General features: G+C 44.4%; 23 protein-coding genes. 14 read left to right on the forward strand and 9 right to left on the reverse strand.

The window, feature by feature from the left end; translation table 11 throughout:
• Positions 1-123 precede the first annotated feature (123 nt).
• Positions 124-2121 carry an NAD-dependent DNA ligase LigA gene (ligA, locus tag ABFW99_RS11285; RefSeq protein WP_349354122.1) on the reverse strand — a complete coding sequence of 666 codons (1998 nt, stop codon included), beginning with the start codon at positions 2119-2121 and terminating at the stop codon, positions 124-126.
• 12 nt (positions 2122-2133) lie between these two features.
• On the reverse strand, positions 2134-3219 hold the full coding sequence (locus ABFW99_RS11290) for a helix-turn-helix domain-containing protein (RefSeq protein ID WP_349354123.1): 1086 nt from the start codon (positions 3217-3219) through the stop codon (positions 2134-2136).
• 98 nt (positions 3220-3317) lie between these two features.
• Here ABFW99_RS11290 and ABFW99_RS11295 point away from each other — a divergent pair, with 98 nt between their 5' ends.
• Positions 3318-4022, forward strand: a complete 705-nt coding sequence (locus ABFW99_RS11295) for a ComF family protein (RefSeq protein WP_349354124.1) — start codon at positions 3318-3320, stop codon at positions 4020-4022.
• Between the two features lie 30 nt (positions 4023-4052).
• Positions 4053-4724 (forward strand): hypothetical protein, encoded by a 672-nt coding sequence (locus tag ABFW99_RS11300; RefSeq protein WP_349354125.1) that lies wholly within the window; start codon positions 4053-4055, stop codon positions 4722-4724.
• A gap of 254 nt (positions 4725-4978) precedes the next feature.
• On the opposite strand, the gene ABFW99_RS11305 is transcribed toward ABFW99_RS11300, so the two are convergent.
• The 4 genes from ABFW99_RS11305 to ABFW99_RS11320 all read right to left on the reverse strand — a co-directional run bounded on the left by ABFW99_RS11305 (position 4979) and on the right by ABFW99_RS11320 (position 10087).
• On the reverse strand, positions 4979-5503 hold the full coding sequence (locus ABFW99_RS11305) for a DinB family protein (RefSeq protein WP_349354126.1): 525 nt from the start codon (positions 5501-5503) through the stop codon (positions 4979-4981).
• 101 nt (positions 5504-5604) lie between these two features.
• Positions 5605-7677, reverse strand: coding sequence for a M16 family metallopeptidase (locus ABFW99_RS11310; RefSeq protein WP_349354127.1), 2073 nt, complete (start codon positions 7675-7677; stop codon positions 5605-5607).
• A gap of 43 nt (positions 7678-7720) precedes the next feature.
• The gene (locus ABFW99_RS11315; protein WP_349354128.1) at positions 7721-9244 is read right to left on the reverse strand and encodes a M16 family metallopeptidase; all 1524 of its coding nucleotides are present in this window, start codon (positions 9242-9244) and stop codon (positions 7721-7723) included.
• A 57-nt stretch (positions 9245-9301) separates the two neighbouring features.
• The gene (locus ABFW99_RS11320; RefSeq protein WP_349354129.1) at positions 9302-10087 is read right to left on the reverse strand and encodes a GntR family transcriptional regulator; all 786 of its coding nucleotides are present in this window, start codon (positions 10085-10087) and stop codon (positions 9302-9304) included.
• Between the two features lie 117 nt (positions 10088-10204).
• Here ABFW99_RS11320 and ABFW99_RS11325 point away from each other — a divergent pair, with 117 nt between their 5' ends.
• The 5 genes from ABFW99_RS11325 to ABFW99_RS11345 are packed head-to-tail and all read left to right on the forward strand — an operon-like array spanning position 10205 to position 13797.
• On the forward strand, positions 10205-10768 hold the full coding sequence (locus ABFW99_RS11325; protein ID WP_349354130.1) for a YeeE/YedE family protein: 564 nt from the start codon (positions 10205-10207) through the stop codon (positions 10766-10768).
• Between the two features lie 10 nt (positions 10769-10778).
• Positions 10779-11186, forward strand: a complete 408-nt coding sequence (locus tag ABFW99_RS11330) for a DUF6691 family protein (RefSeq protein WP_255132987.1) — start codon at positions 10779-10781, stop codon at positions 11184-11186.
• A 15-nt stretch (positions 11187-11201) separates the two neighbouring features.
• Positions 11202-12632 carry an MBL fold metallo-hydrolase gene (locus tag ABFW99_RS11335; RefSeq protein ID WP_349354131.1) on the forward strand — a complete coding sequence of 477 codons (1431 nt, stop codon included), beginning with the start codon at positions 11202-11204 and terminating at the stop codon, positions 12630-12632.
• Positions 12632-13384 (forward strand): sulfite exporter TauE/SafE family protein, encoded by a 753-nt coding sequence (locus tag ABFW99_RS11340; RefSeq protein ID WP_349354132.1) that lies wholly within the window; start codon positions 12632-12634, stop codon positions 13382-13384. Before ABFW99_RS11335 ends, ABFW99_RS11340 begins: the two co-directional genes overlap by 1 nt.
• A 14-nt stretch (positions 13385-13398) precedes the next feature.
• A complete protein-coding gene (locus ABFW99_RS11345) occupies positions 13399-13797 on the forward strand; it encodes a rhodanese-like domain-containing protein (protein ID WP_349354133.1) in 399 nt (132 codons plus the stop codon).
• A 164-nt stretch (positions 13798-13961) separates the two neighbouring features.
• On the opposite strand, the gene ABFW99_RS11350 is transcribed toward ABFW99_RS11345, so the two are convergent.
• Positions 13962-14531 (reverse strand): DNA-3-methyladenine glycosylase I, encoded by a 570-nt coding sequence (locus ABFW99_RS11350; protein WP_349354134.1) that lies wholly within the window; start codon positions 14529-14531, stop codon positions 13962-13964.
• A gap of 110 nt (positions 14532-14641) precedes the next feature.
• Here ABFW99_RS11350 and ppc point away from each other — a divergent pair, with 110 nt between their 5' ends.
• From ppc to crcB, 3 genes are all read left to right on the forward strand, one after another.
• Positions 14642-17443 carry a phosphoenolpyruvate carboxylase gene (ppc, locus tag ABFW99_RS11355; RefSeq protein ID WP_349354135.1) on the forward strand — a complete coding sequence of 934 codons (2802 nt, stop codon included), beginning with the start codon at positions 14642-14644 and terminating at the stop codon, positions 17441-17443.
• A 68-nt stretch (positions 17444-17511) separates the two neighbouring features.
• Complete coding sequence (locus ABFW99_RS11360; RefSeq protein WP_349354136.1) at positions 17512-18603, forward strand: branched-chain amino acid aminotransferase; 1092 nt, start codon at positions 17512-17514, stop codon at positions 18601-18603.
• 1 nt (position 18604) lies between these two features.
• Positions 18605-18994 (forward strand): fluoride efflux transporter CrcB, encoded by a 390-nt coding sequence (gene crcB, locus ABFW99_RS11365; protein WP_349354137.1) that lies wholly within the window; start codon positions 18605-18607, stop codon positions 18992-18994.
• Here crcB and ABFW99_RS11370 read toward each other — a convergent pair.
• Together ABFW99_RS11370 and ABFW99_RS11375 are read right to left on the reverse strand one after the other, a co-directional pair.
• Positions 18991-19920 carry a 2-hydroxyacid dehydrogenase gene (locus ABFW99_RS11370; protein WP_349354138.1) on the reverse strand — a complete coding sequence of 310 codons (930 nt, stop codon included), beginning with the start codon at positions 19918-19920 and terminating at the stop codon, positions 18991-18993. The genes crcB and ABFW99_RS11370 overlap by 4 nt on opposite strands.
• A gap of 203 nt (positions 19921-20123) precedes the next feature.
• A complete protein-coding gene (locus ABFW99_RS11375) occupies positions 20124-20759 on the reverse strand; it encodes an NUDIX hydrolase (RefSeq protein ID WP_349354139.1) in 636 nt (211 codons plus the stop codon).
• Between the two features lie 92 nt (positions 20760-20851).
• Here ABFW99_RS11375 and ABFW99_RS11380 point away from each other — a divergent pair, with 92 nt between their 5' ends.
• The 4 genes from ABFW99_RS11380 to rdgB all read left to right on the forward strand — a co-directional run bounded on the left by ABFW99_RS11380 (position 20852) and on the right by rdgB (position 23291).
• Positions 20852-21358: a hypothetical protein gene (locus tag ABFW99_RS11380; protein ID WP_349354140.1), complete on the forward strand. Its 507-nt coding sequence runs from the start codon at positions 20852-20854 to the stop codon at positions 21356-21358.
• Positions 21359-21445: 87 nt separating this feature from the next.
• The gene (locus ABFW99_RS11385) at positions 21446-22441 is read left to right on the forward strand and encodes an adenosine kinase (RefSeq protein ID WP_349354141.1); all 996 of its coding nucleotides are present in this window, start codon (positions 21446-21448) and stop codon (positions 22439-22441) included.
• Positions 22442-22449: 8 nt separating this feature from the next.
• On the forward strand, positions 22450-22710 hold the full coding sequence (locus ABFW99_RS11390) for a PQ-loop domain-containing transporter (protein WP_349354142.1): 261 nt from the start codon (positions 22450-22452) through the stop codon (positions 22708-22710).
• Entirely contained in the window at positions 22707-23291 is a 585-nt protein-coding gene (gene rdgB / locus ABFW99_RS11395) for an RdgB/HAM1 family non-canonical purine NTP pyrophosphatase (protein ID WP_349354143.1), read from the forward strand. Before ABFW99_RS11390 ends, rdgB begins: the two co-directional genes overlap by 4 nt.
• The last annotated feature ends 28 nt before the right edge of the window (positions 23292-23319 follow it).

Consider the following 23319-nt stretch of genomic DNA (forward strand, 5'->3'; position numbering starts at 1 on the left):
AATTTCGGGAAGATAGGGAATTTTGAGGAGTGATTGGTGGTGGGAGATATGGTGATATAGTGATAGGGTGATATGGTAGTTATTCATTTCTTTCACCCTATCACTATATCACCTTTTCACTACTCATTCTCCAATTAAATCCCGGAATTTGGCTTCATCCAAAACGGTGACTCCAAGCTCATTGGCCTTATCAAGTTTACTTCCGGCTGATTCACCGGCTAAAACATAATCTGTGTTACCGCTTACGGAAGAGGCTGTCTTCCCTCCGTGTTTTTCAATCAGATTGGTAGCTTCTTTTCTTGTATAAGTGGGAAGGGAGCCGGTAAGTACAAATTTCTTCCCTTCGAATATATTGGATGCGAGCTCTTCTTCCTCTAATTCAAACTGAAGTCCTTTTTCTTTAAGGTGTCGTACAATTGCCCTATTCTTTTCATTACTGAAGAAATCAACCACCGACTCGGCTATTCTGGGACCGATGGAATCTACGTCAGTCAGTTCCTCTTCGGAGAGCGATTGTAACTTCTCCATAGATTTAAAAGCCTTGGCTAAATCTTTGGCCACGGTTTTACCGACAAAGCGAATACCCAGCGCATAAATAACCCGTTCAAAAGGCTGCTCCTTACTTTTTCCGATGGCATCAATCAGGTTCTGTGCACTTTTCTCTGCCATGCGTTCCAGTTCCACAATCTGCTCTTTCTTCAAGTCATACAGATCGGCATAGGTTTGAATAAGTCCTTCGGAAACCAGCTGATCTACCACAGATTCTCCCAGCCCTTCAATATCCATGGCATCGCGGGAAGCAAAATGTTCAATGCGAATGCGCACCTGGGGCGGACAAGTAGGATTTACGCACCGCCAGGCGACTTCATCTTCGTATTTGATGAGTTCGGAATCACAAGCCGGGCAGGTTTTCGGAAATTTGAACGGCTTACTTCGATCCTTACGATCCGGGTTGACCACACTTATAACCTGCGGAATAATTTCCCCGGCTTTCTCAACTACAACGGTATCACCAATTCGAATATCTTTTCGCTGAATTTCATCTTCGTTGTGAAGAGAGGCTCGTTTTACCGTAGTGCCGGCTAATTCAACAGCCTCCAGTTCAGCAACCGGAGTGATAGTACCCAGCCGGCCAACCTGGAGGGTAATATCGTTTATGGTAGTAGTGGCCTGCTCGGCCTCAAATTTATAGGCGATGGCCCAGCGGGGGAATTTGGATGTCGTTCCGAGTTCTTCCCTGAGATGGCTTTGATTTACCTTTATTACCACGCCATCGGTTTCGTATGGAAGCTGATGACGCAAATCGTCCCACTCTTTGATTACAGAATGAACTTCGCTTATGGAAGTACACACTTTATAATATTCTGAAACCGGAAGACCAAATTCGGCTAACCGTTCTGCTCTAAGAAACTGAGTTAATGAATGGTCTTCTTTATCCAGCAGCAAATCGAAAGCAAAAAAGCGGATAGGGCGTTGGGAAACTGCTTTAGGATCCTGCATTTTCAATGATCCTGCCGTGGAGTTTCTGGGATTAGCGAAAACAGCGAGCCCCTGTTCTTCGCGGTGTTGGTTCATACGGGCAAAAGCCTCGCGCTCCATATAGGCTTCACCCCGAACTTCAACCACCTGAGGATAATCTCCCTCCAGTTTCAAGGGGATATCACGGATGGTTTTTACATTGTTGGTGATGTCGTCTCCCTGCTGACCATCACCACGGGTAGCCCCCAAAACCAATTTTCCCTCTTCGTAGCGAAGACGGAGGGAAGCTCCATCAAATTTCAGCTCCACCATATACTCATAATCTTCATGGCCGAGTATCTTCTTAACCCGCCCGTCAAAATCATTCAGCTCTTCTTCATTATAAGTATTGTCTAAACTGAGGAGCGGGACCGGATGCTGAACGGTTTCAAATATTGAAGAGACTTCCCCACCAACTCGTTGTGTAGGGGATTCCGGATCTTGTAGATCAAATTCTTTTTCCAGCTGTTCGAGTTCTTTGAGGGTTTCATCAAACTCTTTATCGCTCATAAAAGGCTGAGCATCCTGATAATAGGCTTTATTAGCCTGGTCAAGAAGATCACGAAGTTCGTTTACGCGTTTTCGGGCTTCTTTCTTTGTCATTGTATAATGCTGCTAAAATCTGATTCTGTAAACGGTGCTGTCCGGCGGGCCTACGCTGAGTGGAAATTCATTGGGTGGCGGAGCAAGGTATCGGGGCTGATCCAGCATATCCCGTGTTATCATGATGGAGTTGAAAGCGGAATTAAAATAATTCTGGCGTGGATTCTCAATTACATGTCCGTTAAACATTAACAGCAGCCTGCTGTATTGGCCGCGAACCAGCAAGGTATCATTGAAATCGAAGTAATAGGATTCCCCTTGCTCCATCCAAAAAGGGTTGGTTCGCCAGTTTAAATCGCTGGTCACGCGAATAGGTTCAAGTTGTCCGTACGCCGCATAAACTGAAATGGTAAGGGTGTCATCCAGTTCTATAGGGTCTGCCGGAGTTGTTTGCTCATTTGCATTAGCCGGTGTTTCCCCCGTTTCGGTTTCATTATTCTCAGTGATAGCAGTGGAATCTACCGGTGCAGGGGGAATGGCATTTTGATCAGATGGTTCTTCTGTTGGCTGCTCGGTTTCTGCGGTTTCATTTTGGAAAAAAGAACCGAGATCGTCCCAGAATATATACCCTGTTGTTCCAAGGGACCCTGCAATCACTAAAATCAATACAAACAGCCAAACCCTGGAATTCTTACTCACCGTAGTGAATTTTCGTCCCATATCTGCCCAGTTAATGAAATCTTCATCCGGTGCAGGTGGAGTTCTTTTTGGTTCAGTGGACTCCGGTTTAGGTTCCGGCTCCTGAAAGGAATGTTGGTCTTTATCAGGGCTTTCAGAAGGGAGTGTGTCTTTGGGGTCTAAATTGAATTGTGCCTCGGTCATCTCTTCTGCAGATTCTCCAATCAAGCTGCCTGAATATGTGCCATCTTCAACTTCATCGAGTGCCTGAACAATTTCCTCATCATCAATTTTTAAAACCTTGGCATAGCTTCTTACAAAGCTGCGGACATAGGTTTTGTTCTTCCCTGAATCAGAGAAAATGCTATTATTCTCAATGCTTTGGAGTGTAGTGAGAGGAATTTTAATAGCATTTTGTATATCCTCTAATGAGAGGTTTTGGCTTTTACGTATAGAGGCAAGGTCTTTTCCCAGAGACATATAAAAAGATTTTGATCTGCTTACAAAATTATAAGAAGCTAAGTAATTAAATGTGATAGGAAAAGCAAACTTTTAGCTTTAATTGATGCGGAAAAATTATGCTGCTTACAAAATTTAAAGAAGGGGTTTTAGAAGTTTTATTTCCCAAAGTATGTACGGTTTGCGGGTTGAAACTATCGACCAATGAGAACTTTGTCTGTAACCCATGCTTGAATGAAAAATTCGAAGAGGCCTGCCGGACCGGAAAACAAACTTCCGGCGATATTCTGCTGCCGGAAGGGATTCATTTACAGCATGCGCTGTGGAATTTTGATAAAGGCGGTCACCTTCAGGAGCTTTTGCATCAGCTTAAGTATAACCGGTTAATAGGCGTGGGAGAAGATGTAGGGCGGCAATTGGGTAAAAGTCTGCTTGGCAATCCTCTGTTCGTTAATAAAATCAAAAATAAGAAAGCACTGCTGCTTCCGGTTCCCCTGCATAAAAAGAAAAGAAGAATGCGGGGCTATAATCAGGCTTTTCATATTGCAAAAGGGGTGGCCGAGGTAACGAATCTGCATATTATAAAGCAGGAAACGGTCATCAGGACAAAGAACACGAGTACACAAACCGGTTTCACCCTGGAAAAGCGAAGAAAGAATATTGCCGGGGCTTTTCAGGTACAGAAACCAGAAGCTATTAAAGATGCCGTGTGTATTGTGGTTGATGATGTATTTACCACCGGAGCTACCACATTTGAGCTGGCATCCAAGCTTAAGGAAGCAGGGTGCCGGGAAATTATGATAGCCACGGTTGCCCAGGCCTGAAACCTTCTGTTTTAAAGCCTATATTTGGTCATGGAAAATTTTAAAAGAGGACGTTTTGAATGGCAGATGCTGGAGCTTCCGGATGGAATTACCACTTCCAACGGAAACTGGTATCATATTACACGGGAAGGAATAGAGAAATATGTGCCGGGCTTGTTGAAGGAAAAACCCCTGGAGCATATCATAAAGGAAGCCGATGCCTGGGTAAAAAGCTCGAACGGACTGGCTTTGATGCTGTACTTCATTCTAGTGTATGCAACCGTTGATGCATTATGGGCTTTCCTGATTTCTCTGACGGTTTACTTCTTTTGGTATTTCAATACCGGTGTGTTTGTGAATGTGATCTCGACTCCGATTGCCAATCTGTTAAACAAAGATGGTTTTATCTACACCGTTTCCGGGGTATTTCTGATCGGGATCAGTCTCAATGATATGATTGCAGGACTGGGTATAAGCGTTGAATTTAATGCCCTTTGGTATGGTTTGGGACTGTTCTTCTTGTTCAAAGTGGGGTTGTTGTCTCTTCTCATTCAATTTCTGCGAAACAAGTTCTTCGGTAAACCAAATGTCCCCAAACCGGATCGTGTGTTGAACATGCTGCTTATCCGATATGGCATGAAACACGGTATTTTAACCGGCAAAATCGAGGATATGGAAAAAGAGCTTATCCGTATAGCCAATTATCATAAGGGGAAGAAGTAAGGTTCCGGTAATCTCTGCTTTTCACTTAATCTTTCTCTCGTTCCGCTGCTCTGCTGCGGAACGATTAGTAGAGGCTCTGCCTCAAACTATATATAGTGCCGAATAAAGTTGGGGGGGTAATAGCTATGAAAGTATTTGAGTTGCCGGGCAAACAATTTTTAATATGAGGCTGAGCCTCAATTGGGCATTCCGGAGCGGAGCACCGTAACGAGGGTAAAACCTGTAAACAAGGTTCAAAAGAAGAGGGACATGGTCTACAAGTACTTCTGTCGAATAATCTCTTTGTGATGTAGCTCATGTCCGGCAATGATAAAGGGGATGGATCTTACCGTAAATTCTGCATTACTGGCGGTTCCCTTCAGGGAGATCATCTCTTTGGTAATGTTTTGAAAGAGGTGGATGGTAGAGATGCGGACAGCTAAATACTCATTGGCGAGGTTGTGAATTGTCCGGCTGTTGTAGTTGGAATATTTTACATAGTCATCTTGCTCCATAGAGGGCAGGGGGTTCGGGTCGCGACGGGAAAAGGCTAACCCCCGATAACTAAATACACGCTCTGTCTCTATGATATGCCCGATCACCTGCTTTACCGTCCATTTGCCTTTGGCATACGCATGGAAAGCTTTATCGCCGGGAATGGCATTAATAAAGGTGTACATCTCATGCATTTGAGTGTTGAGTGTCTCAATGATATTCCCTTTCGGAACGTGAGAAACATAGCCTGCATAATAATGGGCGTATTCTGAACTGGATGGATATTCGTTGTCCCATGCTGACATGATGATTCTCCTCTTTTTAATTAAGCGACCAACTATATATAATAAAAAAATCCCGCATCTCAATTAAGAAATGCGGGAGTTGAAAGGGATTAAGAAATGTGTTACTCAGGTATAGAATGACTTTCAACAGTCAATTCCGCGGCAACCTGATCATCCACATAGGTAACTACAGTGTAAGCATACATTACACCGCCGGCTTCTTGCCAGTCAGAGTATACGCTTTTAGCTTCCTGCCGCTGTCCGGTTTGTGGATTCATCTCGGTATAACGGCTCATATGTGGAAGGCCGGTTTCCTGATCCAGAAGATAAGTTACCTTAACCTGATCGTTAGTCATTCTAACCACGGCATAATCTTCACCGTCAACGGTTTCATCGCCAAGGTATTCAGCCTGAATATCCTCATGGTTGATGGCTATGGAGAGGTAGTTACGCTTCATCTCATTCAGCATAGGCTTAGCCATTTGCGGTGGTAGCTGTCGTTGCTGTCCGCCCATCTGCATGGTTCCACCCCCGTCTTTGAAAGACATGGTCATTTGACCCTGAGGTGTGGTCAGATTTCGCTCTGTGGAATAATCCACGTAGTTCGTGATGGAAGAATTTTGAATGTCCATATCCCCCATCTGTGTTTTTTGGGTGATTACAGACTGTTCTTCAATGGAAACCACATCACTGCCCGGTTCAATCAGGGCATTTGCCATTTTCTCGAGCCATTCTTTTCCTTTGGTGGCATCACCGTCAACCACCGGTTCATCTGAACCCGGCTCGGGAATGGAAATATCAACTTCATTCACATCACCGAATTGCTGCAGCTGATCGCCGATTTCATCTTTGTTGCCAACCACCATAATTTGCAGGTAATCAGGATTCAGATATTCTTTGGCAACACGCTGAACATCTTCGATGGTCGTATTCTTAACGCCTTCAATATACTGGTCAAAAGCATCGCCGGGCAGGCCCCGATAATCGTAAGACATCTGCTGGCTAAGCACTTCCTCATAGCTGTCGTATTCAAATACCGATGAATTCAGGATTTGGTCTTTGGTATCCTGAAGCTCTTTTTTGGTGATCGGTTCATTCTGAAGACGACGGATTTGTTCAATAACGGCTTCGATGGCTTCAGCGGTTGTTGAGCTCTTGGTTGAAACACCGGCAAAGAAAAATCCGGGGTAGAAGGAGTTCATGCTGTACTGACCAAAGGCCGAATAGGCGAGCCCCATTTCAGTTCGGATGACTTGCATCAATCGGCCTGAAAAGCCACCGCTCAGAACCCGATTCATCACCTGGATTTGCGAATAGTCAGGATTGTCTCGCATACCACCCAGGTGCCCCATCAGGATGAAGCTCTGGTTCACATCCGATTTATGAGCAAAGTTGATGGTGCTTTGAGGCTCATAATCAACTTCAGGGAAGTCGAGAGAGGTTTCTCCACTGGAAGGAACATTACCAAAGGCTTCTTCCAATTTTTGCTTCATCTCGGAAGCATCAAAATCACCAACCACGCCAATCATCATGTTCTCAGATACAAAATGATCTTTATGGAAGTTGACGATGTCTTCCCGGGTAATATTATCGATGGTTTCATATTCCGTAGTTCGGGCATAGGCCGATTCCGGTCCATAAATTAGCTTCTGGAATTCACGAACCCCTACACTTTGCGAGTTATCATTCCGGCGTGAAATACTACTTTTGGTCTGAGTTTTTGCAAGCTCAATCTTGTCGTCCGGAAAAGCCGGGTTGGTAAGCAGGTCAATGAATACGGGAAGCAATTCATCAAAATCTTCTGCCAACACATTCATCCAGGCGCTGCCTGATGTAAACCCGATTCCGGTTTCCATACTCGCGGCTTTGTTTTCAAGCAGCACATTCAGGGAATCGGCTGGGATAGATTGTGTTCCTCCGGATCGGATTACGGTTCCGGTAATGGAAGCCAGTCCTTCTTTTTCGGCAGGCACTAAAACGCCTCCGGTTTTAATATTTACCCGCAGCTCTATCAAAGGAAGCTCAGTGTCTTCCAGCAAATAGTAGGTGATGCCATTATTGGCCGTGTAGGTTTCTACCTCAGGAACCTGAAAGCTGTTCAGCTCCGGGTATTTGATCTCATCGTACTTCTTTTGTGCAAAAAGCGCAGAGCTTGTGAGTGCTAACGCGAGGCACAAAAGGCTTAATTTTTTCATGGTTGATATCATTTTATCAGCACCTGTTCTTTTAAAAATTCTGTTATTGATTCGCATCTGCAACCTCCCCGGCCGGAGCATTCACAATGGAACCTACCGTTCGGTTTTCTTTTACTAAATATTTCTTCGCTACGCGCTGAATATCTTCAATGGTAACTGCGTCAAGGTCTTCAAGGTTGGTGAATACTTTTCTCCAGTCGCCTTGCAGTGATTGAGCCTGCCCAAGTCGTACAGCAAGGCCTGAGTTGGAATCAAGCCCCCGAATTAACCCGGCGCGTGCATTGGTGCGAACGCGGTCAAGTTCTTCCTGGGTAATTTCACCGTTCTTAATTTTTTCCAGCTCCTCGTAGATAGCAGTTTCAAGGGTATCGGTGTCATAGCCTCGGTTTGGTACGGCCAACAGAGCGAACATGCTCTCATATTTAGTTCCCGGAACCCCATTCAGGTTTTGGAAACCAAGGGCAACCTGCTCTTTTTCAACAAGTCGTTTGTACAGTTTAGATGTTCTTCCTCCCACCAGAATATTGCCGAGCAGATTCAATGCATTGTAATCAGGATGCTGATCGTTCACCGTGTGATACCCCAATAACAAAAACGGCTGAGATTGCTGCTCGATAGCGAATCTTTTTTCAGCTATTTGCTCGGGTTCTTCTGTAAAGATAGGAGGTGGGGTTGGGCCTTTTTTCAGTCTTCCAAAATAGGTTTTCGCCAGTTTCTTTACTTCATCAGGATCCACATCCCCGGCAATGGCTATGGTGATGTTGTTAGGCACATAATACGTCTCGTAAAACTCGCGGGCATCTTCCATCGTTGTTGCGGTGATGTCGGAATGCCAGCCGATGTTTGGAGTGCCGTATGGGTGAGCTTTATAGGCCGTGGTCAGAAACGCCTCGTACAATTTTCCAACCGGACTTGACTCATAACTTGAGCGGCGTTCTTCGCGAACCACTTCTTTCTCTTTATAGAACTCACGGAATACCGGGTTCAGAAACCGGTCTGATTCCAGGCTGAACCAAAGTTCAATCCGATTCTCTGGAAGGCTGTAGAAATAGTTGGTACGGTCGGCGCTGGTAGTGGCATTCATCCCCGTACCACCGTTCCGGTTTACGATTTCAGAAAACTCATTATTAACTACATACTGTCCGGCTTCTTCCTGAAGGGCTTCGAATTGATTCCAAAGACCATTTAATAATGTAGTATCCGGATTGATGGAATATTTTTCTCTCAGCCATTCCTGATAAGTAGCATCCAGCTTCTGAAGTACTTTCTTCTCTTTTTTCCAGTTGCTGGTTCCCACATCGTGAGTGCCTTTAAAGGCCATATGCTCAAAAACGTGTGCAAGTCCGGAATTGCCAAGCGGATTGTTTGCACCCCCAACATTTACATAGGTAGCAAAACTTACTACCGGTGCAACAGGGCGTTCAACTACAACAAACGTAAGTCCGTTGTCGAGCGTGAACTCGGTTACTTTCTCTTCAAACTCCTCAAGATACTGTGCCTGTACTCCCGAAAACGTAAAGGCGAACAACAGCATCGAGGTTACCAATATTTTCTCTGTTATTTTCATTAGATCAATACGATTAGTGAATAGTGATTAGATACTCAGAAAATGATGTTTTCATTACTATTTAGCAAATGAAGGAGAGAATTCTTTCAGCGGTAATCCATCTTTATAGGAACCGCTTTCATCTTCATTTCTGTACAGCTCCATTACATAGGAAACATGGGCCGTATTGTAATATCGTTTTTGGAAGTAGACTTTCTTATCTCCGGTGGTTCGGGAGCATCGGTCTATTTCCAGTACAGCACTTCCGGTTTCTATATTTAAATGATCAGCAATGGTTTTTTCTGCATTCTTTGCTGTGATTCGGTAACTGCCACCCAGAATCAAAATGTCGTACTTGTCTTCAAACACATCGTAAATGGTCTGGGTGGTGAGGTCTTCATCAAACAATAGCTGTCCATACCCGGGTGGCAGCCAGGTGATATCGAAAGCAACCGGTTTCCCGTTTGCCAGCCTTACACGTTTTATTTGAATGAGCTTCATATCGGGGCGCAGCTGCAGTACTTCATTAACCTCGGGGACAGGGTCTATGCGGTCAAGAGAAATCAGCCGGGAACTGCTTTCCAGTCCGGCCTGCCTCATATCTTCAGAAAAATCAGTAAGCCGAACCAGGGAGTTTTTTAGTTTTTTGTCACTTACAAAAGCCCCGACTCCCTGTTTTCGATAAATCAACCCTTCATTTTCAAGGGTAGATAATGCATGGCGAACGGTAACACGGCTCACCTTGAAGTAATCGCATAATCTGTTTTCTGAAGGAAGCTGGTCGCCGGGCTCATATTCCGTTCCGGTAATTTCATCACGCAGTTTTGCAGCTACTTTTTCATGTTTTGAATTATAGTCAGCCATAATGAATTCATGAATTGCAATGGAGACGAAAGATACTTGTTATAACATGTTGTAACAAATTATATCAGCTTCTTATCATTGTCACGAATCAAAAAGACATTCATCAAACAAGATCAAATGACAGAACTATTCACTCAGCCAATCCCATGGTATGTAGCCGGTCCGTTAATTGGGCTGATGCTTCCGCTGCTTTGGATAATTGGAAATAAGACGTTCGGCATATCCTCCAGTTTCCGGCATGCCTGTGCTTCGATGGTACCTTCAAAAGTGGAATATTTTAATTACGACTGGATTAAGGATGGCGCCTGGAATTTAAAACTCGTAGCAGGTGTGGTAATCGGTGGTCTAATTGCCGGTTTAACGAATGCTCGGGATTATTCGGTGCAAATTGCAGAGGCCACAAAGTCGGAACTCACCGCATTGGGAATCAATAATTTCACAGGGCTGATTCCGCCTGAAATTTTTAACTGGTCGAATATTGTGAGTCCGGCCGGCTTTGTGTTAATGATATTAGGCGGCTTCCTTGTCGGTTTTGGGGCACGTTATGCGGGTGGCTGTACATCCGGTCATGCCATTACGGGACTAGCCACACTTCAGAAAGCTTCCCTGATTGCCGTTATTGGTTTCTTTATCGGTGGGTTGATAACAACCTACGCCATATTACCACTCATTCTAAATTAAGCAGGTTCTCATGAGATTTATTCTATCCGGTATTGTATTTGGATTTATTCTGGTGAAATCAGAAGTGGTTTCCTGGTTCAGAATTCAGGAAATGTTCCGTTTCGATTCTATCCATATGTACGGCATCATTGGACTGGCCGTCGTGGTTGGGATGATTGCCACCATGTTTATTAAAAAGTGGAATGTGAAAGATGTGAATGGTGATCCAATTTCCATCAAAGAGAAAGATAATTCTAAAACTAAAAACTACATCATAGGCGGAACCATATTTGGCCTTGGATGGGGACTTACAGGTGCTTGTCCGGGCCCCATGTATGCGCTAATTGGGAGTGGATATTTAATATTTCTGATCCCAACCTTAAGTGCTATCTTTGGCGCACTAGCATATGGATATCTGAAACCAAATCTGCCTCATTAACTAATACCAAGCTTTATGTTTTTTCAGCAAATATTTGAAGAGAAATTAGCACAATACGCCTACCTGATCGGCTGTCAGCGTACCGGCGAAGCTATCATCATTGATCCCATGCGGGATGTGGACCGATACAAGGAGCTCGCCATGAAGCACAACCTTAAGCTTGTGGCTGCAGCCGAAACACATATCCACGCCGATTACCTGTCCGGTTTAAGAGAGTTAGCTGAACAGGGCCTCAAAGTGTATGCTTCAGACGAAGGCGATGAGGATTGGAAATACGAGTGGCTTGTTGACAGCGATTACGACCACAAATTATTGAAAGACGGTGATGAGTTTTCAATAGGAAACATCAAATTTGCGACGGTTTATAGTCCGGGACATACGCCGGAACACGTCAGCTACCTGGTTACCGACGGAGCGGCTACCGATGAACCCATGGGTATCCTATCCGGTGATTTTGTTTTTGTGGGAGATGTAGGCCGGCCGGATTTACTTGAATCCGCTGCCGGACAAAAAGGGGCAATGAAGAGTTCAGCCAAAGTGCTGTATCAGTCACTACAGCGATTTAAGGAAATGCCGGAGTACCTTCAGCTTTGGCCGGGACACGGAGCCGGTAGTGCTTGTGGTAAAGCACTGGGTGCAGTGCCGGAATCAACAGTTGGTTATGAGCAGCGATTTAATGGTTCCATCCGTGCGGCAATTAGTGAGCAAGAGTTTGTGGATTATATTTTGGACGGCCAACCTGAGCCGCCCCTCTATTTCTCGCGCATGAAGCGGGATAACAAAAAAGGGCCGAAAGTACTTGGGGAAATACCACATCCGGAGCACATATCTATTGAAAAAATGATTGGTGACGTAAGGCTTGGAAATGCCGTGATCGTGGACACCCGAAACCGCACAGAGTTCATGAATAAGCATATTCAGGGTGCTTTACTATCACCGATGAATAAGCAGTTCAATACCATTGTCGGTTCGTATGTGAATGAAGATGAAGACATTTATCTGATCATTGAACAGGAGAAAGTAGAAGAAGCGGTAAAAGACCTGATCCGCATTGGTCTGGATAATGTGAAAGGATATGCAACTCCGGATCAACTTGAAGAATTTTCTAAGAAAGGCGGTGAGCTTTTTACCACCGAAACCATTGACTTCAAAAAGGCAGAAGAGTATCTGGCAAAAGGAGAAGCCAATATTCTGGATGTTCGTAAGAAATCCGAGTTCAATGAAGGCCATCATCCTGAAGCTAAGAACATCGCCCATACCAGGCTTCTTGACCGACTTGAGGAGGTTCCTAACGACAAACCAATCATGGTTCATTGTAAGTCAGGTGCGCGGGCATCGGCAGCATCAGCCATGCTTGAAAGAGCCGATTATGCGGTGAAATATATTGACGACATGGTTGAACCATGGTTAGAGAAGAATAACTGGACAACTGCAGAGGCTAACTAATGTGGTTAGCCTGGTGCGGGGCCTTACTTATTGGAATATCACTTGGACTGCTTGGTTCGGGCGGCTCAATCCTCACTGTTCCGGTGCTCATCTACCTTGTAGGGGAGCCCGAAAAGCTGGCCATTGCTGAATCGTTAGGGATTGTGGCGGCAATCAGCTTTATAGGTTCGATTCCTTATGTGATAAAAAAAGAAGTTCATTGGGTGAGTTTGATCTTCTTCGGAATCCCGGGCATGATTGGTACTTATGGCGGTGCGTCTCTTTCCCAATACATCTCCGGAAATACACAGCTGATAATTTTTGCCGGAGTGATGATCATAGCCGCTTTCATGATGATCAGGGAAAGAACAAAGATTTCGTACAAGAAACCGGCATCCATACCGAAGTGGGTGTTGGTTATCGAAGGGTTGGCTGTGGGAGTGTTAACCGGCTTGGTTGGTGTAGGGGGAGGATTCCTCATTATCCCGGCGCTGGTACTCATAGGCGGGCTTTCGATGCGAGTGGCCGTAGGAACCAGCCTATTGATTATTACTCTCAAAAGCATCCTGGGCTTCTATAAGTATATAGAAGTGTTAGCCATGGAAGGCCTGGAGATGAACTGGGAGTTGATCGGAGTGTTTAGCCTGATTGGAATAGCCGGAAGCTTTGTGGGGAACAAAATCAGCCAAAAAGTTCCCCAGAAACAACTCAAAATCGGTTTTGGTTATTTCCTTATGGTGATGGGAGCCTATATCATTTACACAAATTTTTAATAATAGGGTCAATTATGAAGACAGTAATAACCGTTTTAGCTGTAGTTTTTTTAGCCGTGGTACTATTCATTAGTTTTAACTCAAAAAAAGAGGGAGCCGGAAATACGACGTTAAACCCTGAATCTTTCAAGGAAAAGCATCAGCAAACCCCGGGTGTAGTTATTGATGTTCGGACAAAGGATGAATTTAAAAGCGGGCATCTTGCCTTAGCAGATCATAATTTTGATTTGTTGAACGGGGATTTCGAATCTAAACTGGATAGCCTGGATAAGAGTGAAACGTATTATCTTTACTGCCGATCGGGTAACCGTAGCGGACAAGCCACCAAGCTGATGAAAGAAAACGGTTTTGAGAAGGTGTATAACATAGGTGGGTTCAGAAATCTTGCCAATTCCGGGCTGGAAGTGAATTAGAAAGGCATGAGTTTGATCTATCACCCCGTTTATGCTTCCACCTACGCATTTCGTGCTTTAGTAAGGAAACGGAATGATGAATATTCCTTAGAAACCATCATTCGGCTTGGTTAAAGTTAGGCACAAAGCCTGAATAAAGGAGAGCCGGGTGATGGGTGGTATTGTTATTTCAGCTCGTTGTACCTGAAACAGTCTACGGTATGATCCATCACCAACCCACAAGCCTGCATATGGGCATACATGATGGTGCTGCCGGTAAACTTGAATCCCCGCTTTTTCAGGTCCTTTGCCAATGCATCCGATTCTTTGGTGGTAGCCGGAACTTCCTTCATGCTTTTCCAGTGATTAATAATCGGTCCACCCCCAACAAAACCCCAGATGTAGTTATCAAAACTGCCAAATTCTTCCTGAATTTCGAGAAAGTGTTGAGCATTGGTCACAGCTGAGCGTACCTTTAGCTTGTTGCGAATGATACCCTCAAACTGAAGCAGCTCCTTTATCTTATCTTCATTGAAACGGGCCACTTTCTCCGGGTTGAAATCCGCAAATGCCTTCCGGTATCCATCCCGTCTTTTAAGAATGGTTGACCAGCTTAAACCGGCTTGTGCCCCCTCCAGAATCAGGAACTCAAAATGGGTTTTATCATCATGAACCGGAACGCCCCATTCCTCGTCATGGTAGGTGACGTATTCTTCGAATTGATCTTCAGCCCAGCCACAGCGTTTTATACTCATTGCATGTATATTTAGTATTGCGTTAAGTTTTAAGAAATTATAAAAGAGTTTATTTATTTCTACCTTAACTATTTAATCACTCACACGCTCATTTCAAACTTTTATTATTCATGCAGTGGAAAGAAACCGTCCGGAATCTTACTGAAAGCAGTGGGATCAGCCAAAGCTTATCAAAGAGAGTTATTAACCTCACCGAGATTTTAGAGGAAATTGCTGCCCGGCAACATGGCGCGGAATTGGTTGAGAAACTCGGAAGACTTCCCCTTGAAAGTGTTAAAGCACTTGATGAAGGAGATGAGGTAGCACTGGAATCTCTTCAGAAAGAAATGAGTGGGATGTCGCTGGAAGAAATTAAGGAAGTGCTGCGTATGTACACTACCTTTTTTCATCTTGTGAATTCGCTGGAACAATATGAAATCAGCAGGGTGAACCGAAGCCGGGAGTTTGAAGAAACACCTGAATCGCCACGGAAAGAGAGTATTGCCGAAGCCGTTTACAGGCTGAAGGAAGAGGGCTGCAGCTTTGAAGAAGCTCTGGATGTATTTCATCAAATGGACATACAGCCTACTATTACAGCTCATCCCACGGAAGCTCGCAGAAGAAGTGTATTGTTAAAGCAGCAGGAGCTGGCTTCTATGATTTCCCGGTTGGGCGACAGCGACATCACCCCGGATGAGAAAATTGATTTGCGCCGAGAAATCCTGAACCTGTTGAACCTGCTTTTGTTGACGGATGAAGTGCGTGCAGAACGTTTATCGGTGGAAGACGAAGTGGAGAATGGCCTGTTCTATTTTACACATTCCATCTGGGATTCAATTCCGGTTTTGTACAGAGATATTCGCCACGCTTTTGACACTTACTACAACCGGCGCCCGGAAGTGCCTATCGTGCTGAAGTACCGCTCCTGGATTGGAAGTGACAGAGACGGGAACCCGAATGTAACCTCCAGTGTGACCTGGGATACAGTTATTCAGCAACGCAAAACAGTGCTCAGTAAGTTTTTGAAAGATCTTAATGAGCTCAGAAGGTACCTGAGCGTTTCCAATAAGCAGGGAACGGTTTCTGATGAACTGAAAGAATCCCTGAAAGAGGATGAAAAAGAATTTCCGATTCCCGAACGGATCAGCAGAAGGTATGTGCACGAGCTTTATCGCCGTAAAGTGGTCCACATTATGGAGAAGATTCAGTATTTGCTGGATGCTCTTGAGGGGGATAAAAACGACATTCTGGAGAAATCTCAGAAATACACCGCCTCCGAATTTATAGCTGATCTGGAATTGATAAAAGAGAGTTTGGCAGAGAATGGCCTGCCGGGACTCTCTCAGCAGGGTAAACTTCAGGATATGATTATTCGGGCTAAGACCTTTGGCTTTCATTTAAGTGCTCTGGACATCAGGCAGCACAGCAGCCTGCATGAAGAAACAGTGACCGAGTTGCTGTCACAAGCTAAAGTAGTTGATGAATACGGAGACCTCAGCGAAGATGAAAAAATTGAGGTTTTAGTTCAGGAGCTTTCAAATCCACGTCCGCTTAGCCCTATAAAAAGCGATCGTTCTGATGTAGCCAGTCGGGTTATGACGGTGTTTGAGGAGATTGGTGATATGCTGGCGCTTAATCCGGATACATTCGGCAGCTATATCATCAGTATGACTCATGGCATAAGTGATATGCTGGAGGTGATGCTGATTGCCAAGGAATCAGGTTTATGGAGCCTTTCAAAGGGAGAAGTGGATAGTAAGTTAGATATCGTACCTCTTTTTGAGACTATCGAAGACCTGGAGAACAGTGCAGGTCTGATGGGACAAATGTATGAGCATGAACTATTCTCCCGACACCTGAAATCAAGGGATACCTTTCAGGAAATTATGCTGGGGTATTCGGATAGTAATAAAGACGGCGGATATTGGATGGCCAACTGGGCGTTGAACAAAGCCCAGTATGAATTAGGTACGGTTTGCCGCAAACATGAAGTTGATTTTCGTCTTTTTCATGGCCGCGGAGGTACGGTAGGCAGGGGCGGAGGCCAGTCTAACCAGGCTATTGTAGCCATGCCTGCGGTTGCCAACAACGGGCGTATTCGCTTTACCGAACAGGGAGAGGTGATCTCATTCCGATATATGCTGTCATCGATCACTCACCGCCATCTTGAGCAGATTGTGAATGCCATGACTAAAGTAACGATGGCCCAATATTCGGAGGCGCCGGGGTATTTATCCGGTAAAGCTGAGGAGCGCGAAATCGTCGAAGCACTGGCAGAACATTCCATGAAAGCTTATAGGAACCTGATTGACGATGCGGATTTCTGGGATTGGTATTCCGGAATCACCCCGATTGAACACATTGGTAAGTTGCCGATAGCTTCCCGGCCGGTATCACGAGGATCATCTGATTCCATGACTTTTGATACGCTAAGGGCCATTCCCTGGGTGTTTGCCTGGACACAGGTTCGTTATAATACTCCGGGCTGGTACGGCATCGCTGAAGGGCTGGATGCCGCCAGGCAAAAGAATGATCAGGTACAGGAAATTCTGAAGAAATGGAACAAAGAGTGGACCTTTTTCCGGACAGTTTTAAATAACTCTCAGCGTGAAATGGCCCGCACGCATTTGCCAACTTCGGATTTGTACAACACTAAATCCTCGAAATTTCATAAACTTTTGATCGAAAATTTCGAAAGAGCCAAAAACTGGGTCACCTCCATCACCGGGTACGAAAACATACTCGACCATAACAAAGTGATTCAGAATTCGATTTTATTCAGGAATCCGTTCACTTATCCACTCAATATTATTCAGGCAGAATTGTTATCAAGATGGAAAGAAGCGGACGAAAAAGAACAGAAAGAAGAACTTACTGAGGTTTTATTCCTGAATATTAACGGAATTGCCGCTGCCATGCAGAGCACCGGATAGAGATTAATGAAACATTAATTAAGTCAGGATGTTCTGTTATTTAACCCGAAACGTGTTATTTTAGGAGCATGATGAACGAGATAATTTCAGGCACCAATATCACAGTAAACCCAACGGAAGAAAGCCGTATTCATGAGGTTGATTTTAATAACCTTGTGTTCGGTAAAAAGTTTTCGGACCACATGTTCGAAATGAAGTTTTCTGAAGGTGAATGGCAGCAGCCGTTGATCAAACCTTTTGGGACGTTTGAAGTTTCACCTGCTACCAATACATTTCATTATGGTCAGGCCGTTTTTGAAGGGATGAAAGCTTTTTATGTTGATGAGAATACCATCAACATTTACCGGCCGGAAACACACCACGAACGGTTCAATCACTCCTGCCGCAGAATGTGTATCCCGGAAACATCGTATGAAACATTTATTGATGCCCTTGAAACACTAATTCGTTTAGATCATCAGTGGGTACCCAAGAAAAACGGTACGGCGCTATATATCAGGCCATTTATATTTGCGTCAGATGATCTGCTTGCAGCACGTTCATCCGATAAATTTACTTATCAAATCATTACTTCACCGGTGGGTGCCTATTACGCAGAAGGCTTTAATCCCGTTTCGCTGACAACGCCCGAAAAATATGTGCGTGCCGTGGTGGGCGGAACCGGCAACGTAAAAACGGCCGGAAATTATGCAGCCAGTTTTTTGCCAGCTCAAAAGGCTAAAGAAAAAGGGTTTACGCAGGTACTTTGGTTAGATGCCAAAGAGCAAAAATACATTGAAGAAGTGGGAACCATGAACATACACTTCCTGATTGGCGATACGTTGATAACTCCCGGACTCAATGGCTCTATTCTGCCCGGTGTTACCCGACGGTCGGTAATAGCTTTAGCCAAAGAATGGGGCTTAAATGTGGAAGAACGTAAGATTTCTCTTCAGGAAGTTTTTGAGGCTTATGAAGATGGAAGTCTTAAGGAAGTTTTTGGTTCCGGTACAGCAGCGGTTGTATCTCCGGTGGGACTGATTGAGCACAATGGAAACACTATTAAACTGGATCAGGATAAGCCCGGTGAGTTTGCCCAGAAATGCTTCGACGAAATCACTGATATCCAGTACGGCCGCAAGGAAGATACCTTTGGATGGGTGCATCCGGTAAGTATTTAGGATGAATATAGATTGGCTTAAAGTCGTAGCAGTGGGTTCCGGTGGTTTTGTCGGGGCTGCTGCGCGATACTTGCTCTCCCTTTTTACCCAATCCCGGTTTCCGGACAGTTCATTTCCTTATGGCACTGCATTGGTAAACATTGTTGGGTGTCTTCTTATTGGCTTTTTCGCCGGCCTGTTTGAAATGAAATCGTGGGTAAACCCGGAATTCCGTCTGTTTATTTTCGTGGGAATTCTCGGCGGTTTTACTACTTTTTCTACCTTCTCTCATGAATCCTTTTTGTTGTGGGAAAACAGTAAGCTTCTGCTGGGTTTTTTGAATCTTGGGCTGCAGGTAATCTTTGGCCTTTTCTTTGTATGGCTGGGATACCAGCTAGTCAGGCTTTTTTAATAGCCCTTATTCCTGTCCACTTCATACAGCAAGTCCATCCCGGATAAAGCTCGTTTATAATTCTCAACGATTACTTCGGCCGCCTCTTTAGCAGGTGTGATTGCCGCGATGTGCGGGGTGATCATGATATTTTTTCGATTCCAGAGGGGGTGATTTTCGGGCAAAGGCTCCGTTTCAAAAACATCAAGGCAGGCTCCTTCAAGGTGGCCGGAGTCCAGAGCGTAAATCAGATCTTCTTCCACCAAATGACTTCCTCTTCCAACATTAATCAGGAAACCGGGTTTTTGGAGCTTTTTGAATACTTCGAGGTCCAGAATTCCTTCTGTCTCATCAGTTAGCGGGAGCAGGTTGACCAGGATTTTAGTTTGCTTCAGGAAGTCATCAAGGTCTTCATTCCCAGCAAATGATATCAAGCCTTCAATGTCTTTTTTACTTCGTGACCAGCTACTTACTATATATCCTTGTTGTAACAATAATGTTGCAACAGCTGAACCCATTTCTCCCATACCTAAAATCCCTACAGGGGAATGTTTTTTGGGTATAGAGCTCTTTGGTGCCCAATTAGCTGTTCTTCTTTGGTCGGCATAGGTGATTGTATGTAACCGGTAATTGGTAATGCCATTCAGAATATACTCGGCCATTTGGTCTTTGAGGGAGCTGGTAATCAAACGACAAATGTTTATATCCTCAGAAAGATCTTTATCATTTAACAAATGGTTCACCCCGGCACCCAGCGAGGAGACCGCACGAAGGTTAGGGTAGCTGTCTAACACATGTTTGGGATGGTTCCAGCAAACGGCAAACTGCACCCGTTTCCTATTCTCAACACCCGGCCAGATTTCTACATCCAGATTGGGGTCTTTCTCTAGTAATGCTTTCTTAAGGGAAGTGAAATCCCGGTTCTTTGTAATCAGTACTAACGACATAAACCTCTTTTAAAATTGATAAGTATAAAATAGCGATTAGTTGTTTTAATAATTAATGACGAATGTCTAACGACCAACGACCAACGACCAACGACCAACGACCAACGACCAACGACCAACGACCAACGACCAACGACCAACGACCAACGACCAACGACCAACGACCAACGACTAACGACCAAGGACCAATGAGGATTAACGAATTACCGATTAACGAATTCCCTATACAGTTCAACCAGTTCGCTCATCATCATGGCGGTTGCTCCCCACAGTGGAACGCGGTGAATGTTCCAGAAGGGCACGTGATAGGGAGTGCCTCTTAAATTCCATTCTTGTTCCACACGGTTATGCTCTGTGATTAAATCAGAAACCGGAACCGTGATGATTTCGTCCACCTCATTTGGGTTTGGAGTGAACGACTGTTCTTCCTTTAAAAAAGCAATGACCGGTGTTACCATGTTGTCAGAATGACCTACATACAGCGGGGTAAGTTGCCCGATAATCTCAACCTTTTGAGTATGCAAACCGATTTCTTCCTGAGCTTCACGGAGAGCAGTTTCTTCAATGGTTTCATCTCCTTCCTTTCCTCCGCCGGGAAAGCTTAGCTGACCACCGTGATTGATAGATTGAGTACGTAAGGTCAGAAGGATTTCCAACTCCGGTTTCCATGCTATAAATGGGATCAAAACACTGCTGTTCCGAAAATCATCATGTGAAGGTTCATAATGTGTTTTATTTGGTTTACCATTTTTTGGAAGAGGGGCCATTATGCGTTGGGCATCCTGTCCGGGGAGGGCTTGAGATAGTCTATCTTTCAGAAAAAGTTGGAATGAAGTCATAGCTTTTTATTTCAGAACCCAACATAACAGGGGAACTCAGCATTTCAAAGAAATAGTCTCTGAGCTTATTATGAATTTTTATATAATGAATAATGATGAAGAAGATATTGCTTACATCCGTGATTTTCCTATATCTCACCCAAATAGGGTATAGTCAACTTGGAGTAGATTCATTGGAGACTAAGGATAAGGTCCAAGCTAAAAATGCCATCTTCTTTGAAATTGCAGGAAGTGGTGGGCTTTATTCCATTAACTATGAAAGAGTTATTGCGGAAAACCGGACACTTCGCGGTGGTATAAGTTATGTAAACGGTGATGGCTTCATATTTGGTCATATGCTTACGATACCTGTATCAACATCTTATTTATTCCCTACGGATAAAGACTCACACATCGAATTGGGTGTGGGAAATACATTTATTCTTAATGAGGGTGAGTTCTCAAATGCAATAGGACCCATTTTTGGACTTAGGGAACAGGATTTACTTACTGGGGGAGCTTATGCCCGAATTACCTTTACCCCGGTTTTACTGATAGGAAGAGAAGTTGAGATGGTACCTGTCTGGGCCGGCATTTCTTTCGGCAAGAGCTTTAAATAGCCAAGGCCTTAATTGGTTTTTAAAGCTTAGTTCATGTCCGTACTTTTAGGGCTCTGAAAATTTGATACAGAGTCACAAAATTATTCCATGAGTAAAAAGCATAATGTGTACGGCATTGGGAATGCCCTGGTAGATTTAGAATTTAAAGTAACTCCCGAGTTTCTTCAGAAACATGAAGTTCAAAAAGGATTGATGACCCTGGTAGACGAAGAAACACAGCACCGGCTGATTGGTGCCATTGATCATCAAAAAACAGAGAAGAAGTCGGGCGGGTCGGCAGCCAATACGGTTATTGCCGTAAGTCAGTTCGGCGGAAAAGCATTTTATTCTTGCAAGGTTGCTGCTGATGAATTTGGAGATTTCTATCTGAAAGACATGGAAGATGCCGGTATTCCCACCAATTTTGAACGACAGCAGCGTGAGGAAGGGGTAACCGGTAAATGCCTGGTGATGATTACCGACGATGCCGACCGAACGATGAATACTTATCTGGGAATTTCATCCGGACTTTCAACAAATGAAGTAGACGAACAAGCCATAAAAGATTCGGAATATGTGTACCTGGAAGGGTATCTGGTTGCAGCCGAAGAAGGGCTGTCAGCGATGAAGCGAGTAAAAAAAATCGCGGAGAATAATAACGTGAAGACAGCCATCACCCTTTCGGACCCATCTATCGTTCAAGCCTTCAAAGAAAACTTTAAAAATGTGATTGGAGCTTCTGTAGATCTCATGTTCTGTAATGAAGAAGAAGCCAAAGCCTTTACCGGAAAGGATGATTTGCTGCAAGCACGTGAAGAGCTGAAACAGGAAGCCAAACGTTTTGTGATTACCCAAGGCCGAAATGGAGCTATGATTTTTGACGGTGATACTTTTATCGATATCGAGCCATATGAAGTAAAAGCCGTGGATAGCAACGGGGCGGGAGACATGTTTGCCGGCGCTTTTCTATACGGCATTACCAATAATCTTGGGTTCGCCAATGCAGGGAAACTGGCAAGTTTGGCCGGCTCTAAGATTGTATCGCAATATGGGCCACGATTGAAGTGGCATGAAGCACAGGAAATTTTACATCAGCTAAAATAAGGCAGACAATGACAGGAATAGAATTATTAGGATGGGCCGGATTCGGCATTTTGGTAGCCGCATGGATACCTCAAACCTGGGAGACCATTAAAGAGGGCGGTACCTCCATGAACATCGCCTTTATCATCATGTACTTTTCATCAAGCCTGATGCTTACCGTTTATTCTGTGCTGATTGACGACACGGTTTTTACAGCACTGAACGCTTTGCTTACAATCGGGAGTGGAATTAACCTGTACTTTAAACTTTTTCCGAGGAAGAAAGGGTGAAGCTCAATAAACTTGTAATAGCATCTCAGAATCCGCATAAGATTGAAGAACTTGAGCAAATTCTAAGGCCTCTTGGAATTATAGTGCTTTCCACAAAGGACTTTCCGGAGCTGGAGGAGGTAGTGGAAGATCAGCCTACCCTGCAGGGGAATGCGCTCAAAAAAGCTCGCTATGTTGCCAAACAAACCGGGCTACCGGCTCTATCGGATGATACCGGCCTGGAAGTGGAAGCCTTGAACGGAGAGCCGGGGGTGTACTCAGCTCGATATGCAGGAAAACGGGCAAGCTATCAGGATAATGTAAACAAACTGCTAAGCGAATTAGACGGGATTACAGATAGGAAAGCTCAATTCAGAACCGTGGTGGCACTCGTAAATTCTGATCAGGAACATGTTTTTGAAGGGATCTGTGCAGGTGAAATCCTGACCGAAGAAAAGGGCGATAAAGGATTTGGATATGACCCCATTTTTAAGCCGGAAGGCTTCGAAAAAACCTTCGCCGAACTGGATGCCGGTATTAAGAATGACATTTCACACCGGGGGAAAGCCGTTCAAAAGTTTGTCGCTTTTTTGAAGAGATAAAAGAATTGACGAATTTGAGACAAAAGTA

Source organism: Gracilimonas sp. BCB1 (assembly GCF_040117685.2).
GTDB lineage: Bacteria > Bacteroidota > Rhodothermia > Balneolales > Balneolaceae > Gracilimonas.

Bases quoted from the DNA above. Each gene is read 5' to 3' on its own strand.
- ligA (WP_349354122.1), bottom strand. From the start codon at position 2,121: ATGACAAAGAAAGAAGCCCGAAAACGCGTAAACGAACTTCGTGATCTT.
- ABFW99_RS11290 (WP_349354123.1), bottom strand. From the start codon at position 3,219: ATGTCTCTGGGAAAAGACCTTGCCTCTATACGTAAAAGCCAAAACCTC.
- ABFW99_RS11295 (WP_349354124.1), top strand. From the start codon at position 3,318: ATGCTGCTTACAAAATTTAAAGAAGGGGTTTTAGAAGTTTTATTTCCC.
- ABFW99_RS11300 (WP_349354125.1), top strand. From the start codon at position 4,053: ATGGAAAATTTTAAAAGAGGACGTTTTGAATGGCAGATGCTGGAGCTT.
- ABFW99_RS11305 (WP_349354126.1), bottom strand. From the start codon at position 5,503: ATGTCAGCATGGGACAACGAATATCCATCCAGTTCAGAATACGCCCAT.
- ABFW99_RS11310 (WP_349354127.1), bottom strand. From the start codon at position 7,677: ATGAAAAAATTAAGCCTTTTGTGCCTCGCGTTAGCACTCACAAGCTCT.
- ABFW99_RS11315 (WP_349354128.1), bottom strand. From the start codon at position 9,244: ATGAAAATAACAGAGAAAATATTGGTAACCTCGATGCTGTTGTTCGCC.
- ABFW99_RS11320 (WP_349354129.1), bottom strand. From the start codon at position 10,087: ATGGCTGACTATAATTCAAAACATGAAAAAGTAGCTGCAAAACTGCGT.
- ABFW99_RS11325 (WP_349354130.1), top strand. From the start codon at position 10,205: ATGACAGAACTATTCACTCAGCCAATCCCATGGTATGTAGCCGGTCCG.
- ABFW99_RS11330 (WP_255132987.1), top strand. From the start codon at position 10,779: ATGAGATTTATTCTATCCGGTATTGTATTTGGATTTATTCTGGTGAAA.
- ABFW99_RS11335 (WP_349354131.1), top strand. From the start codon at position 11,202: ATGTTTTTTCAGCAAATATTTGAAGAGAAATTAGCACAATACGCCTAC.
- ABFW99_RS11340 (WP_349354132.1), top strand. From the start codon at position 12,632: ATGTGGTTAGCCTGGTGCGGGGCCTTACTTATTGGAATATCACTTGGA.
- ABFW99_RS11345 (WP_349354133.1), top strand. From the start codon at position 13,399: ATGAAGACAGTAATAACCGTTTTAGCTGTAGTTTTTTTAGCCGTGGTA.
- ABFW99_RS11350 (WP_349354134.1), bottom strand. From the start codon at position 14,531: ATGAGTATAAAACGCTGTGGCTGGGCTGAAGATCAATTCGAAGAATAC.
- ppc (WP_349354135.1), top strand. From the start codon at position 14,642: ATGCAGTGGAAAGAAACCGTCCGGAATCTTACTGAAAGCAGTGGGATC.
- ABFW99_RS11360 (WP_349354136.1), top strand. From the start codon at position 17,512: ATGATGAACGAGATAATTTCAGGCACCAATATCACAGTAAACCCAACG.
- crcB (WP_349354137.1), top strand. From the start codon at position 18,605: ATGAATATAGATTGGCTTAAAGTCGTAGCAGTGGGTTCCGGTGGTTTT.
- ABFW99_RS11370 (WP_349354138.1), bottom strand. From the start codon at position 19,920: ATGTCGTTAGTACTGATTACAAAGAACCGGGATTTCACTTCCCTTAAG.
- ABFW99_RS11375 (WP_349354139.1), bottom strand. From the start codon at position 20,759: ATGACTTCATTCCAACTTTTTCTGAAAGATAGACTATCTCAAGCCCTC.
- ABFW99_RS11380 (WP_349354140.1), top strand. From the start codon at position 20,852: ATGATGAAGAAGATATTGCTTACATCCGTGATTTTCCTATATCTCACC.
- ABFW99_RS11385 (WP_349354141.1), top strand. From the start codon at position 21,446: ATGAGTAAAAAGCATAATGTGTACGGCATTGGGAATGCCCTGGTAGAT.
- ABFW99_RS11390 (WP_349354142.1), top strand. From the start codon at position 22,450: ATGACAGGAATAGAATTATTAGGATGGGCCGGATTCGGCATTTTGGTA.